Origin of the sequence: Paenibacillus sp. FSL E2-0178, from assembly GCF_038593005.1 — a bacterium.
GTDB lineage: Bacteria > Bacillota > Bacilli > Paenibacillales > Paenibacillaceae > Paenibacillus_AQ > Paenibacillus_AQ phytohabitans.
In genome coordinates this window covers 2,537,505-2,550,939 of the sequence record NZ_CP151953.1, presented here as the reverse complement: position 1 = coordinate 2,550,939, position 13,435 = coordinate 2,537,505, and the positions used below count along the sequence as shown (strand labels likewise).

The window sequence follows — 13,435 nt, the reverse complement described above, 5'->3', positions numbered from 1 at the left end:
AAAGAATGTGCTGAAGCAAGTGGAAAAACAACATCTAATAGGGGTAGTTTTCACTACTTTGGATGAAATGGAGTGATTTAAGTGCTGTTTATCCAACTGCTGATTAAGCAGGGACATTCGCTCATCAGCAAGTGTAGAAAATCCAACTGCTATTAATCAGGTCTCTATAGCATCCGGCTTATAAAGTGGTAGACAGGTGCTTCTTAGTTGTGACACTCCAGGAAATGAACTATAAAAAGCACGGTACAATCTTTAGTTTCGGGTAAGACGCGTTTTTTGCATTGTGCTACGATTTGGGTTGAGAAGGGGGGCAGCTTTCACATAACTGTAAGCGCTTAACTCAAAAGAAACCCAAATTCATACAGAGGAGTGCAATGCATGAAGCGAATAATCAAGCAAGTCTCTCTCGTATTACTGGCGGCCGTCCTGCTTCTTCCGGCAGGCGGGTATATTCCGGCTGCTCAGGCAGCAGAGGCCCCGGCCACGGTATATCACGAAACCTTTGCGGGCGGCACAGGCAAGGCAGTCCAATCCGGAGGCGCCAGCCTCAGTGCAGTCACGGGAGTTCCTTTTGACGGAAATGCCGATGGGGCAGCGTTATACGTAAACAACCGGGTAAATAACTGGGATGCGGTTGATTTTAATTTCTCAGATGTCGGCCTCAAGAACGGGCACACGTACACCGTCACTGCTGTCGTCTACGTTGATGCTAATGTAGCGGTCCCGGACGATGCGGCGGCGGCGCTCCAGACGGTGAAAAGCTATGGGAATTATACGGCAGTACCCTATGTGGCAGGCCAATCAGTCACACTAAAGAAAACATTCACTGTGGATACCAGTGCCGTGGACCCCGACAAGAAGGATCATTCCTTGCGCATCAACTCCAACGAGGCCGGGGCCGCAGTGTCATTTTACCTTGGAGATATTCTGTTCACTGAAGAGGGCACTCCAGGCGGCGGGGAAGAACCTGTCCGGGACCCGGCTTTACCATTCAATACGATCACCTTTGAAGACCAGACGGCAGGCGGCTTCACCGGCAGAGCGGGAACCGAGCTGCTTACTGTAACCGGTGAAGAGAATCATACGGCTGATGGTTCCTACGCGCTGAAGGTGGAAGGCAGAACCTCTACCTGGCACGGGCCTTCCCTGCGTGTGGAGAAATACGTGGATAAGGGCAGCGAATACAACATCTCTGCCTGGGTCAAGCTGATCGATCCTGCCAGCTCGCAGCTCCAGCTGTCTACGCAGGTGGGCAATGACAGTGGTGCGAGTTATGTGGCTCTGTCCCCCAAGACGATCAGCACTGCTGACGGCTGGGTGAAATTTGAGGGCAGCTACCGCTATAACAGTGTGGGCGGCGAATATCTGACCCTTTACATTGAAAGCTCCAGCAACACAGCAGCCTCCTTTTATATCGACGATATCACTTTTGAGCATACAGGCACCGGCCCGGTGGATATTCAAAGGGATCTGGTTCCTCTAAAAGCAGCCTATCAGAATGACTTCCTGATCGGTAATGCGATTTCAGCCGAGGATCTGGAAGGTGTCCGGCTGGATCTGCTGAAGCTGCATCACAACGTTGCTACCGCAGGCAATGCCATGAAGCCGGATGCACTGCAGCCGACTAAGGGGAATTTCACTTTTACAGCGGCAGATGCGATGGTGAACAAGGTACTGGCGGAAGGAATGAAGATGCACGGGCATGTGCTGGTATGGTACCAGCAGTCGCCTGACTGGATGAACCTGACCACGGATGCAGCAGGCAATACCGTTCCTTTGGGGCGTGCCGAAGCACTCACCAATCTTAGAACTCATATCCGGGAGGTTATGGAGCATTTTGAGGGCAGAGTGATCTCCTGGGATGTAGTCAACGAAGCAATGAATGATAACCCGTCTAACCCATCCAACTGGCAAGGGGCTCTGCGTCAATCCCACTGGTATGATGCCATCGGTGCGGACTATGTAGAGCAGGCTTTCCTGGCGGCCAGAGAGGTGCTGGACGATCATCCAGAGTGGGATATCAAGCTGTATTACAATGATTACAACGATGATAACCAGAACAAAGCCCAGGCCATCTACAGTATGGTCAAGGAAATCAACGACAGGTACGCGCTTACTAACCCCGGGAAGCTGCTGATTGACGGTGTGGGGATGCAGGCACATTACAATATCAACACGAATCCCGATAACGTCAAGCTGTCGCTGGAGAAATTCATCTCGCTTGGGGTAGAGGTGAGCATTACCGAGCTGGATATTCAAGCCGGAAGCGACAATCAGCTGACTGAGAAGCAAGCGGAAGCCCAAGGATATCTGTATGCGAAATTAATGGATATTTACAAGGCACATGCCGCCAATATTGCACGTGTTACCTTCTGGGGAATGGATGACCGTACGAGCTGGAGAGCTGTCTCAAGCCCGCTGCTGTTCGACAGGGATTTGCAGGCCAAACCGGCATATTACGGCGTCATCGATCCGGCAAAATATATGGCAGAGCATCAACCGAACACGACAGAGGCTAATGTGTCTGAGGCCGTTTACGGCACACCGGTCATTGACGGAACAGCGGATGCAATCTGGTCCTCAGCCCCTGAGATGGCAGTGAACCGGTATCAGCTGGCCTGGCAGGGCGCAAGCGGAACCGCGCGAACTCTGTGGGATGACCAGAATCTATATGTACTGGTCCAGGTCAGCGACGCCCAACTGGACAAGAGTAACACGAATGTGTGGGAGCAAGACTCGGTCGAGGTCTTCCTGGATGAGAATCTGGGCCGGACCACCTTCTATCAGGACGATGACGGACAGTTCCGGGTCAATTATGACAATGAAGCTTCCTTCAGTCCGGCCGCCATTGGTGAAGGGTTCGAGTCGGCAACCCGGGTAGCCGGAACTAGCTATACGATTGAAATGAAGATTCCGTTCAAAAAAATCACCCCGGCCGGCGGCACCAAGGTCGGCTTCGACACTCAGATTAACGATGCCAAGAGCGGCGTCCGGCAAAGTGTTGCCGCCTGGAATGATACCACCGGGAACGGTTATCAGGACACCTCCGTATACGGCGTGTTGACTCTCAAGAGCAGGGATGAAGAACCGGAACCGACAACGGCACCAACGCCGACACCGGCCGCAACAACAGAACCAACTGCGGAACCGACAGCAGAACCAACACCAACAGCTACACCAACCCCGGCACCGGTATCTGGCGGAACAACCTATGTCAGTAGCACACCTGCGCCCAAGCCTGTGAATCTGGACAGCAAGGACGGCGTGGTTACGATCAGACCGGAGGTCAAGAATCAGGGAGGAGAGGCAAAGGCTACGGTTACGGGCGATATTCTGCGCAAAGCGCTGGAGCAGGCAGTCCCGGCAGCAGACGGCATGAAACAAATCGTGATCGACCTGCCGAAGCAGACGGGCGCAGCCTCATATGAAGTTGAACTGCCGCTGCAAAGCCTGAAGGGGCAGGGGAACTTCGTGCTTGTGATCAAGACAGATCATGCAACGCTCGCCATCCCAAGCGGGCAGCTGGCTGGCATTACGGCAAACACTGAATACATCTCCATTCGTGTAAAAGAGTCCCCGGCGGCCAGTCCGGATGCGGCAGCCCGCAGCCTGACCGGCAGTCGTCCGGTGGTGGAGCTGAAGTTGTCGGCCGAAGGCCGGGAGATGGCCTGGAGCAACCCGGATATGCCAATAACAGTGTCTATTCCTTACAAGCCGGCTGTGGAAGAGCTGGGTTACTCCGATTCACTGCTGGTGCGGCGTCTCCGTGAGGATGGCCATATGACTGCTGTCGTGAACAACAGCCGTTATGATGCGGCGAACGGATCACTTGTGTTCCAGACAGCAGAGTTTGGCACTTTTGCAGCGGCATATGCTCCATTGACAATCACGGATCTGGGGAATCTGTCTTGGGCTAAGCAGGCTGTCGCTGCCATGGCAGCGCGTGATCTTGTCCCGGGAACCTCCAGCGGCAATTTCTCCCCGGCGGTTCCAGTGAGCAGAGCAGATTTCACCGCATCCCTTGTGAAGGTGCTTGAACTCAAAGCCACTGCAGAAGCAGGTGCTGGATTCAGCGATGTCGGGAATAATGCTGAGCATTTCAAGGAGCTTGCCGCCGCGAAGCAGCTCGGCATCGTCACCGGCTATGCAGATAACACCTTTAAGCCGGACAGCATGATTTCACGTCAGGAGATGATGGTGATCGCTGCCCGCGCGCTGAAGTCAGCCGGGATAACGGCTCACGGCAGCGGAACTCTGGATGCTTACGCGGATGCAGAGCAAATCTCTTCTTACGCCAGGGACAGTCTGGAAGCTCTGCTGAAATACGGAGTTGTGAACGGTAAGAACGGCAAGCTTGCCCCGGACGATACTCTTACCCGTGCGGAAGCAGCTGTCGTTCTGTACCGGATCTGGAAGCTGTAATTAGGACTTAGAGTTTTCTTTCAGATTGAGCGCAGCAACAGCCAGCCGCCGGGCGGATTCCCGGAGGCTGGCTGTTTATGTTGCAGGTTTATTGTTCTTCTTAAATATGCCGGCAATCAGCGTCCATTGTAATTCCGCACAAGTTCATCCATCACGCGGCTGGTACGGTTAGCGGAATCGCCGGTGCTGAGAGCGTTGCCGCATCCCAGAAGCTCATCTACAATGGACTGGATCAGCGGCTGCTGGATATGGGGCGGGTGGGCAATGAATTCAGGGTGATCCCCGTCTTCGGTCCTGAGAATAACCGGCTGCTCCGCAAAGGTGGAGAAGGTGATACTGCCACGGCTGCCGATAATTTCAGTAACGTCTTCGTTAGTAAAGGCATTAAAGCACCAGATGCCCGTCCCATGAACGCCTGTCTCAAAGCGGTATCTGCCGGATACGGTATCCTCAGGTTTGTAGGGGCTTCCGAAGTTGGACGCATGTCCGTTGACATCTTCAATCGGGCCAAGCAGGAAATCGAGCAGATCCAGCGTATGGCTGCCCACATCCAGCAATAACCCGCCGCCGGAAATTTCCGGGTCCACCCGCCAGTTCTCCTCACTTACCGCTGCGAGCGGCTTAGTCATATGCAGAGTGCGCACAAACCTGGGTTCGCCGATCGCTCCCGAGTCCAGCCACTCCTTAACCTTGCGGAAGCGAGGAAGCCCTCTGCGGTAATAAGCGACGTACAGCGGAACCCCCGCCTGCCCGCAGGCAGCAATCATGGCTTCGCATTCCGCCGTATTAAGACCCATGGGCTTCTCCACATAGACTGGCTTTCCGGCCTGTGCTGCCGCTAAGGTGTACTCCATATGGGTAGACGGCGGTGTAGCGATATACACGGCATCCACGCCGGGGTCGGCTATCAGACCGGCTGCCCCGTCGTACCAGCGGGGTACCCCATGCCGCCGCGCATAGTCCGCTGCAAGTTCTCCGCTGCGCCTCATGACGGCCGCGAGCTGTGATCCTCCGGCCTTTTGCAAGGCCGGACCGCTCTTAACCTCAGTTACATCCCCGCAGCCGATAATGCCCCAGCGAATGTTTTTACTCAACTCAGTATCCTCCTCCGGATCTTGTCCTGCTTACAACATTCTCTTCATTATATCAACCATATTCCTGAAATGTTGTACGAAAGACAGCATTTTTGCGCCTCCGAGCGGCTTGGCAGGAGAAATCTTGCAGTTTCTGCAACAATTCTCCCGGACACCCCGGTATCTATGAATCAGAGTTGCAGAGCTAGACGAAATAATGGCCTGCTTCCAGATCGGCAATCAGTCCGGGCTGTACCGGCTGCCAGCCCAGAAGCTCCCGTGTGGCCGGACCCGCCTCTACCGTATTGTACCGGCTTGTGATGTCGATTGCCGCGATGGCACCAAGGAAGCCGAAGTGGCCTGCGGCTTCTTCAGGGGTTATGCTGGCCGCCGGCACACTCAATTGCTGCCCGATGACTGCGGCGATCTCGCGCAGCGGAATGCCTTCATCGCCGGCGCCCAGCAGCCGCGAGCCCGCCGGGGCGGCTTCCAGCGCCAGGCGGTACAGCACCGCTGCATCCAGGCGGTGGACTGCCGGCCAGCGGTTACTTCCGTCGCCGATGTAGGCGGCGAAGCCCTTCTCCCTGGCGATGCTGATCATCATCGGCACAAAACCCCGGTCGCCTTCGCCGTGCACAGACGGTGCAAGCGAGACGATGGATGCCCGGATGCCCCGCTCTGCCATTGCGAGCACTGCAGCATCGACGGCATGTCCATTTGCGTGTGCTGTGGTGATGAACGGCTTCCCGGAGCCTTCCAGCGCCGCTCCCATAGCTTCAACGGCCCCCAAATCCAGGGCCAGCGCGCCTTCAAAGTCGGAGAAATCATTGGTGAACGCCAGATGAATCACGCCGTCCGCAGCAGCCGCGCCGCTGCGCAGAACCTCAAGATTATCCAGTGTGCCGTCCAACGCTTCAGCCCCCGCCGCCGTTAGTCCCGCGGCTTTCTCTTCAGAACGGCAAAGACCCGTCACAGTATGTCCCGCACTGATCAGTTCCTTGACGACCGCAGAACCGATATACCCCGTTGCTCCTGTAACAAAAACATGCATAATGATATCCTCCTTCATAAGTTGACTGCCTGATCATATTAAGCATAAACTATGAAGTGAACTCTAGGGCAAGCGGTCCAAAGGAGAAATAATGATGAAAATTCAGGAACTGGCAGACAAGATGGGACTCACGATCCATACGATCCGCTTTTATGAAAAGGAAGGCCTGCTGGATGAGCGGCATGTCCGGCGGGAAAGCAATAATTATCGCAACTATTCGGAAGAGGCTGTCCAGCGGCTCAAGCTCGTCAAGAAGTTCCAGTCCATCGGCTGTTCACTGGCGGAACTGAAGGAAGCTCTGCAGGACCACGAATCCAATGCGCATACGAACCAGCAGATCATAGATTGGATTCTCAGCAAGAAGAAGGAGATCGAACGCAAGAAGGAAGAATACGACCAAATGCTGAATACCCTGAACTGGATGCTGGAGTACCGCACTCTGCTCATGACAAATCCGCAGCAGGCGCAGGAGATGATGAAGAGCTGGCAGGCGGGCTCATCAGTGTGATCGTATGACAGTTCCCACACGCTTCAAGCGCCTGTATCATATTTCAGGCGCCTTAATGAAACAGGATAACCCGAAGGCAACAAGTAAAAGTGCAGCCAGTGCTTCAAACGCCGACAGACTGCTGCCTGCCTTTAACAGATTCAGTGCAACCTGCGGACCGGCTGAGGCCCCGATGAACAGCATAAGCGAATATACGGTAATTGCCGGGCCGCGTCTGTCCCCTGCGACCAAGCCTATCAGTGATATCAGCACCGGGATCATGATGGAGATACCGGCAATATAAACAATGCTCATTACTACAAGTACGGGCAGGCTGGAGCTTAATCCGACTGCGCTAAGGCCCAGGGCGGCGAGCAGAAGTCCGGCTTGGAGCGTTCGCTTGAAGCCGAATTTGGCTGCCAGACGTCCCGCAAACGGCGCCAGGATCATTCCCGCGAGTCCTGCGGCTCTTACCTGCATGAGCTGAGGGGCAGTAAGCGCAAAGGGAAGCTTCGTTAAATAGTCCTGAAATATCGTGTACATGCCGACAAACGAGAGAAGAATCGTCAGGCAGATCAGATAGCACAGCACAAGCCGTTTCTGGAGGAATAATGCGGGCAGCTGTTTGTAGAGTGCGGCCAGCCCTGCCTTTGTCCGGATTTCTTCACCCCTCGGAATGAAGATGCTGAATAACACTGCGGCTACGAGACATAAGACCCCATGAATATAAAATACATAACTCCAGCCCCAATTTTCACTGACCGCACTGCTGAACAGCTGCCCGGCGATGGCCGAAACCAGAAATCCGGTGCTTACAAACCCCATGGCAGCAACTCTGCGTTCTTGCGGGAAGCTCTCGGCGACATAGATCATAACCGTCGGCGCAAAGGTTGCTGCGGCCAGTCCTTGTACTGCGCGGAGCGCAATCAGGGCAGATAGGCCCGGGGCCAGCCCTAACATAGGGGTAATGACGCCTAGCGCCAGCAATCCTGAGAACATCAGAGACCAGCGGCCGAAACGCTCAGACAGTGGAACAAACAGCAGGAATCCCAAGGCGTAAGCGAACGTAAAAGCACTGCTTGCCCATGCCACCCTGGCCGGCGATGCCTGAAAGGCATCAGCCAATAAGGGGCCTAACGGCAGCGTAACATAGATGCCGGATACGACAACAAGTGAACAAAGGACCAGAACGGCAGTTATCATAGAATACCGTGCAGGCGAAGCAATCTGTTTCTGAATAGGTTCTGCCAAAAGTATCATCCATTCTTATGTGTATTCGTTGTAGAGTATTGCTCTGCACTCATTATAATCTGCGCTTCATCGTGACCTTTGCCCGTTCCCTTTGACTTGTTGCCAGATCCTACACGAATTCCAGCCTGGCCTTTGAACGCAAATAAGCCCGCAAGCCATCCGGCTGCGGGTATTCAAGGAACGTCAACTTATAGACTGTCTCTTTGGATTATTAAATATGGTCGAGACGACAGGATTCGAACCTGCGGCCTCTTACTCCCGAAGCAAGCGCTCTACCAAGCTGAGCTACGTCTCGACGTGTGGAACAATTCGAATTATACGCCTGTATGTAAGCGCTGTAAATATTCTTTTTAGCACAGCTTACCGGCCCCGATCAGGCAATTTTCCTGCCCGAGATTGACAGATATCAGGCCGCTGGCTATACTTGAAATGTTAAAATGCAAATCGGACAAAACGTTGATGAAAACAAGTACGCCGGAGAATGGCTCCATCAGAGAACAGGTTCCTTTGCGGATTCCCCGCAATTGGCTGTGAGAACCTTGAAGACAGGCCGGCAGAAAGCTAGTTTCGGAGTGCGGGGACAATCCCGCCGGGGGGCACCCGTTAACAGCCGCACAAGGCGATCGTCTGCAATAGTCCGTGTTTTCACGGAACAAGGCGATAACCAGGGTGGTACCGCGATAATCATCGTCCCTGAATCTAATTCAGGGGCGTTTTTTGTTTTTGATTTTTCGGGTAACTTTTGGGGCAACAATGAGATTTTCGGCCAAAGTGCCGCATTAAATGATGAGACGGGAGCTGTACATGATGAAAGCAAGTGAAATCCGTTCCAAATGGCTGCAGTTTTTTGAGAGTAAAGGTCACCGCATTGAGCCGAGCGCCTCGCTCGTGCCGCACAATGACCCATCGCTGCTGTGGATTAACGCAGGCATGGCGCCGCTGAAGGCTTACTTCGACGGCCGGGAGATTCCTGAGAATCCCCGCCTGACCAACTCGCAGAAATGTATCCGTACCAATGATATTGAGAACGTGGGCAAGACGCGCCGTCATCACACGTTCTTTGAGATGCTGGGGAACTTCTCCATCGGCGATTACTTCAAGGAAGAAGCGATTACCTGGGCTTGGGAATTCCTGACCGGCAAGGAATGGATCGGCTTCGACGGCGACCGGATTTCCGTTACGGTATATGCCGAGGACGAAGAAGCGTTCAAGCTGTGGAATGAAAAGGTCGGTCTGCCTGCAGAACGCATCATCAAGCTGGGTGACGAGAACTTCTGGGATATCGGCGAAGGTCCTTGCGGCCCTTGCTCGGAGATCTTCTATGACCGCGGCGAAGCTTACGGCAGTGATATGAGTGATCCTGAGATGTATCCGGGCGGTGAGAATGAACGCTGGCTGGAAGTGTGGAACCTCGTGTTCTCGCAGTTCAACCATAACAAGGACGGCAGCTACACACCGCTTCCTAACAAGAATATTGATACCGGCGCAGGTCTGGAACGCTTCGCTTCCATTCTGCAGGATGTGGACTCCAACTTCGATACCGACCTGTTCCAGCCGATTATCCAGAAGACTGCCGGTCTTGCCGGTGTAACCTACAAGGATAATGTTGAACAGGATATCGCGCTAAAAGTCATTGCCGACCATGTACGTACCGTTACTTTTGCAGTAGGTGACGGAGTGCTTCCTTCTAATGAAGGACGCGGCTACATTATCCGCCGTCTGCTCCGCCGTGCCGTACGCTACGGCAAGACCCTGGGACTGGACCGCCCGTTCCTGCATGAGCTGACAGAGACAGTGGGCGACATTATGGGAGTGTATTATCCTTCCGTAGTGGAGAACCGTGAATATATTGCCAAAATCATCCGTCTGGAAGAGGAACGCTTCCACGAGACACTATCCGACGGTCTGGCTATCCTGGGCGAGATCAGCGCCAAAGCCAAAGCTGACGGATTGAGTGCCATTGCCGGCGCTGATGCGTTCAAGCTCTATGACACTTACGGATTCCCGTTTGACCTGACAGAGGACTTCGCTTCCGAGCAGGGGCTTACGGTAGACCGTGAAGGCTTTGATGCTGCGATGCAGGAGCAGCGTGACCGCGCCAGAGCAGCCCGCCAGGACAGCGCCAGCATGAAGATTCAGGGCGGAGCACTGGCCGAGCTGACGGTTAAAAGTGAATTTGTTGGATATAATGACACGGTAACCGAGTCAAAAGTGCTGGCGATTGTAGTTGACGGCGCACTTGCTGATGTCGTCAGTGAAGGCGCCCAGTGCCAGGTTATCCTTGAAAAGACTCCGTTCTATGCGGAAAGCGGCGGCCAGGTCAGCGATACCGGACTTTTGACCGGCGGCTCTGTGACTGCCAAGGTTACCGGACTCTTCAAAGCTCCGCATGGCCAGCATGTGCATCTGGTTACTGTCGAAGCCGGAGACCTGAAGGTTGGAGATACAGTCCGTGCGGAAGTGAACCGTGCCGAGCGTGAGGATATCGTGAAGAACCATACGGCAACCCACCTGCTGCACAAAGCGCTGAAGGAAGTGCTTGGCGGCCATGTTAATCAGGCAGGCTCTTTAGTAGAAGGCTCACGCCTGCGCTTTGACTTCTCGCATTTCGGAGCCATTACTCCGGAAGAGCTCAGCGATATCGAACAACGCGTGAACGCCCAAATCTGGCGCGGCCTCGATGTTGTCATTGAGAACAAGCCGATTGATGAAGCCAAAGCTATGGGAGCGATGGCCCTCTTCGGAGAGAAATACGGCAATATCGTCCGTGTCGTGCAGGTCGGCGACTACAGCCTGGAGCTGTGCGGCGGATGCCATGTAGCTAATACATCGCAGATCGGAATCTTCAAGCTGCTCAGCGAGAGCGGCATCGGTTCCGGTGTGCGCCGGATCGAAGCGGTGACCGGCCGCTACGCCTACCAGTTCACGGAGAGCCAGCTGGATCTGCTGAAGCAATCGGCAGCACTGCTGAAGTCCTCGCTGGGCGATGTGCCGAAGCGGATCGAAGCCCTGCACGCCCAGGTTCGTGAGCTGGGCCGCGAGAACGAATCGCTGCAGTCCAAGCTGAGCGCAACCTTTGCAGCTGAGCTGACCAGCAGTGTAATTACAGTTGGCGGCGGCACGCAGCTGTTGGCAGTATCCGTGCAAGCCGGCAATATTGATGCTCTGCGCTCGACTGCCGATGAACTGAAATCCAAGCTTCCGGATGCCGTACTGGTGCTCGGCGCAGTAATGGATGACAAGGTGAACTTTGTGGTTGCTGTGCCGCAGGACCTGGTGAAGAAAGGCTTCCACGCCGGCAAGCTGGTGAAAGAAATCGCTGCGGTCTGCGGCGGCGGCGGCGGCGGACGTCCGGACATGGCACAGGCTGGCGGCAAGGATGCCTCCAAGCTGGGCGAAGCCTTGAAGAAGGCCGAAGAGCTTGTAGCTGCATTGGCTTAACGGATTGCCTGAAATAGCTGAGAAATTCCCCGGATAAAGATACAGCGGTACTGAGGGCAACATATCAGTACCGCTGCTTTATTCACAAAATGTATAATTTTTGGGGTTATTCATTATTGACCCGGGGCTTGCAATAGCTTAAAACCCAAAAAAACATCTATTTTTGTAGATAAAATACCAAAAAAAGCGCTTTTACAGTGGCAGGATTTCCTCGTTGGGCCATGAATATGTTATGATGAAGGCAGCAAGTAAGCTGTACAGCAGCAACTTTGCGAAGCCGCCCGAATCGGGGTGATTTTGCAGAAGGAAGGTGTCACAAATGGACTCCATGGACAAAACGGTCAAATTCAATGTGAAGGGCGACGAAAAGGAAGCTTCTCCCCAGGAAATTTTACTCGCCGTGTACGACGCGCTGGTGGAGAAGGAATATCATCCGATCAACCAGATCGTAGGGTATCTACTTTCCGGAGATCCGGCTTACATTCCGCGCCACAACAATGCGAGAAGTTTGGTCCGGAGAAAAGAACGTGATGAGCTGATTGAGGAACTGGTCCGGTTCTATCTGGCCAATCATCGGGTGGACCAGCCGAAATGATGAAGAAGCTGGGACTGGATTACGGCGACCGCAGAATCGGTGTCGCCACAAGCGATATTTTCGGGTGGACAGCGCAGGCTTTGGAGACTATTGAGCGGCGCGGAAACGGCAACGAATTCGACCGTATCCGTGAACTGGTCAAGGAGTACGAAATCGGTGAGATTGTCGTTGGGCTGCCGAAGAATATGAACGGCTCAGTAGGACCCCGTGGTGAAATTTGCATCGAATTCGCAGACCAGCTGCGGGAGCAACTTGATTTACCCGTACACCTTTGGGATGAGCGTCTGACGACGGTATCTGCTGAGCGGGTGCTGATTGAAGGGGACGTCAGTCGGAAGAAACGCAAGGGGATTGTGGACAAAATGGCCGCAGCCCTAATATTGCAAAATTTTTTGGATGCTAACAGTAAAAGGTGAGGGGTGTGCGGATATGACAAACGAGCAGATCGGCCAAGAAGAAGAACCGGAAATTATCTATATTCCTGATGAGGAAGGTAATGAAGAGGAATTTGAGGTCATTATGAAGTTTGAAGTCGACGGATCGGACGCGAAGTATATGATGGTGGTTCCACTGGATTCTGAGGATGAAGAGACTGATGAAGTCTATGCGTTCCGTTACGAAGAAGACGGCGACGACTTGCAGCTGTTCATGATTGAGAATGACGAGGAATGGGCTATTGTAGAAGAAACCTTCAATACTTTGGTAGACGAGCTGGATGGAGGAGCGGAGAATGACTGATTTTTCCGCTGATCAAGCGGTATGGACTTCGAAGCTTAAAGAAGTATACGGAGAAACAGTAGAACTGGAAGATGAGCAGGGCAAGTCTTCCGTTTACGATATTATTGCTGAATTTGCTGTCGGTGACCGTGCTTATGCTGTTTTGGCCGGTTCAGGAAGAGCTGCGGAGCAGGAAATTCTGCGGATCGTGGTTTCCCCTGACGGGCTTCCTGAGCTGGAGAGCATTATGGACGATGAAGAGTGGGAGGATGTTTCCGAGCTGTACGATGAGCTTACCTTCCCGGCTGAAGACACCGAATAAAGTCATAGCATTAGCACGGAAGAGGGCGGATTTTTTTCCGCGCTCTTTTTGCTTGGAATGCAGGAAATAAAAAAAG

At 53.7% G+C, this 13,435-nt stretch carries 11 protein-coding genes and 1 tRNA gene; 8 read left to right on the top strand and 4 right to left on the bottom strand.

From position 1 onward, the window contains the following. The first annotated feature begins 378 nt into the window (after nucleotides 1-378). The gene (locus tag MHI42_RS11285) at nucleotides 379-4,422 is read left to right on the top strand and encodes an endo-1,4-beta-xylanase (protein WP_342423808.1); all 4,044 of its coding nucleotides are present in this window, start codon (nucleotides 379-381) and stop codon (nucleotides 4,420-4,422) included. 116 nt (nucleotides 4,423-4,538) lie between these two features. On the opposite strand, the gene MHI42_RS11280 is transcribed toward MHI42_RS11285, so the two are convergent. Beyond that, nucleotides 4,539-5,516, bottom strand: a complete 978-nt coding sequence (locus tag MHI42_RS11280; protein WP_342423807.1) for a Gfo/Idh/MocA family oxidoreductase — start codon at nucleotides 5,514-5,516, stop codon at nucleotides 4,539-4,541. A 184-nt stretch (nucleotides 5,517-5,700) separates the two neighbouring features. Then, nucleotides 5,701-6,546 carry an SDR family oxidoreductase gene (locus MHI42_RS11275; RefSeq protein WP_342423806.1) on the bottom strand — a complete coding sequence of 282 codons (846 nt, stop codon included), beginning with the start codon at nucleotides 6,544-6,546 and terminating at the stop codon, nucleotides 5,701-5,703. 91 nt (nucleotides 6,547-6,637) lie between these two features. Here MHI42_RS11275 and MHI42_RS11270 point away from each other — a divergent pair, with 91 nt between their 5' ends. Next, nucleotides 6,638-7,054: a MerR family transcriptional regulator gene (locus tag MHI42_RS11270; protein WP_342423805.1), complete on the top strand. Its 417-nt coding sequence runs from the start codon at nucleotides 6,638-6,640 to the stop codon at nucleotides 7,052-7,054. Between the two features lie 36 nt (nucleotides 7,055-7,090). Here MHI42_RS11270 and MHI42_RS11265 read toward each other — a convergent pair whose 3' ends face one another. Both MHI42_RS11265 and MHI42_RS11260 read right to left on the bottom strand, forming a co-directional pair. Continuing rightward, nucleotides 7,091-8,284 carry an MFS transporter gene (locus MHI42_RS11265; RefSeq protein WP_342423804.1) on the bottom strand — a complete coding sequence of 398 codons (1,194 nt, stop codon included), beginning with the start codon at nucleotides 8,282-8,284 and terminating at the stop codon, nucleotides 7,091-7,093. A gap of 218 nt (nucleotides 8,285-8,502) precedes the next feature. After that, nucleotides 8,503-8,579: transfer RNA gene (locus MHI42_RS11260), tRNA-Pro, on the bottom strand. Nucleotides 8,580-8,721: 142 nt separating this feature from the next. On the opposite strand from MHI42_RS11260, the gene MHI42_RS11255 reads away from it, so the two are divergent. The 6 genes from MHI42_RS11255 (at nucleotide 8,722) to MHI42_RS11230 (ending at nucleotide 13,359) form a co-directional block, all read left to right on the top strand. Further along, nucleotides 8,722-9,105, top strand: coding sequence for a hypothetical protein (locus tag MHI42_RS11255; protein ID WP_342423803.1), 384 nt, complete (start codon nucleotides 8,722-8,724; stop codon nucleotides 9,103-9,105). Next, nucleotides 9,092-11,725 carry an alanine--tRNA ligase gene (gene alaS / locus MHI42_RS11250; RefSeq protein WP_342424722.1) on the top strand — a complete coding sequence of 878 codons (2,634 nt, stop codon included), beginning with the start codon at nucleotides 9,092-9,094 and terminating at the stop codon, nucleotides 11,723-11,725. Before MHI42_RS11255 ends, alaS begins: the two co-directional genes overlap by 14 nt. Nucleotides 11,726-12,044: 319 nt before the next feature. Next, nucleotides 12,045-12,320: an IreB family regulatory phosphoprotein gene (locus MHI42_RS11245; protein WP_036696603.1), complete on the top strand. Its 276-nt coding sequence runs from the start codon at nucleotides 12,045-12,047 to the stop codon at nucleotides 12,318-12,320. Then, entirely contained in the window at nucleotides 12,320-12,736 is a 417-nt protein-coding gene (ruvX, locus tag MHI42_RS11240; protein WP_042140895.1) for a Holliday junction resolvase RuvX, read from the top strand. The genes MHI42_RS11245 and ruvX overlap by 1 nt, the downstream gene beginning before the upstream one ends. 13 nt (nucleotides 12,737-12,749) lie before the next feature. Beyond that, entirely contained in the window at nucleotides 12,750-13,058 is a 309-nt protein-coding gene (locus MHI42_RS11235) for a DUF1292 domain-containing protein (protein WP_036696606.1), read from the top strand. Continuing rightward, a complete protein-coding gene (locus MHI42_RS11230) occupies nucleotides 13,051-13,359 on the top strand; it encodes a DUF1292 domain-containing protein (RefSeq protein WP_039295631.1) in 309 nt (102 codons plus the stop codon). The genes MHI42_RS11235 and MHI42_RS11230 overlap by 8 nt, the downstream gene beginning before the upstream one ends. Nucleotides 13,360-13,435 lie beyond the last annotated feature (76 nt).

Excerpts from the sequence above, each read along its gene's own strand:
- MHI42_RS11230 (WP_039295631.1), top strand. The coding sequence starts at position 13,051 with ATGACTGATTTTTCCGCTGATCAAGCGGTATGGACTTCGAAGCTTAAA.
- MHI42_RS11235 (WP_036696606.1), top strand. The coding sequence starts at position 12,750 with ATGACAAACGAGCAGATCGGCCAAGAAGAAGAACCGGAAATTATCTAT.
- MHI42_RS11270 (WP_342423805.1), top strand. The coding sequence starts at position 6,638 with ATGATGAAAATTCAGGAACTGGCAGACAAGATGGGACTCACGATCCAT.
- MHI42_RS11285 (WP_342423808.1), top strand. The coding sequence starts at position 379 with ATGAAGCGAATAATCAAGCAAGTCTCTCTCGTATTACTGGCGGCCGTC.
- MHI42_RS11245 (WP_036696603.1), top strand. The coding sequence starts at position 12,045 with ATGGACTCCATGGACAAAACGGTCAAATTCAATGTGAAGGGCGACGAA.
- MHI42_RS11275 (WP_342423806.1), bottom strand. The coding sequence starts at position 6,546 with ATGCATGTTTTTGTTACAGGAGCAACGGGGTATATCGGTTCTGCGGTC.
- alaS (WP_342424722.1), top strand. The coding sequence starts at position 9,092 with ATGAAAGCAAGTGAAATCCGTTCCAAATGGCTGCAGTTTTTTGAGAGT.
- ruvX (WP_042140895.1), top strand. The coding sequence starts at position 12,320 with ATGAAGAAGCTGGGACTGGATTACGGCGACCGCAGAATCGGTGTCGCC.
- MHI42_RS11255 (WP_342423803.1), top strand. The coding sequence starts at position 8,722 with ATGCAAATCGGACAAAACGTTGATGAAAACAAGTACGCCGGAGAATGG.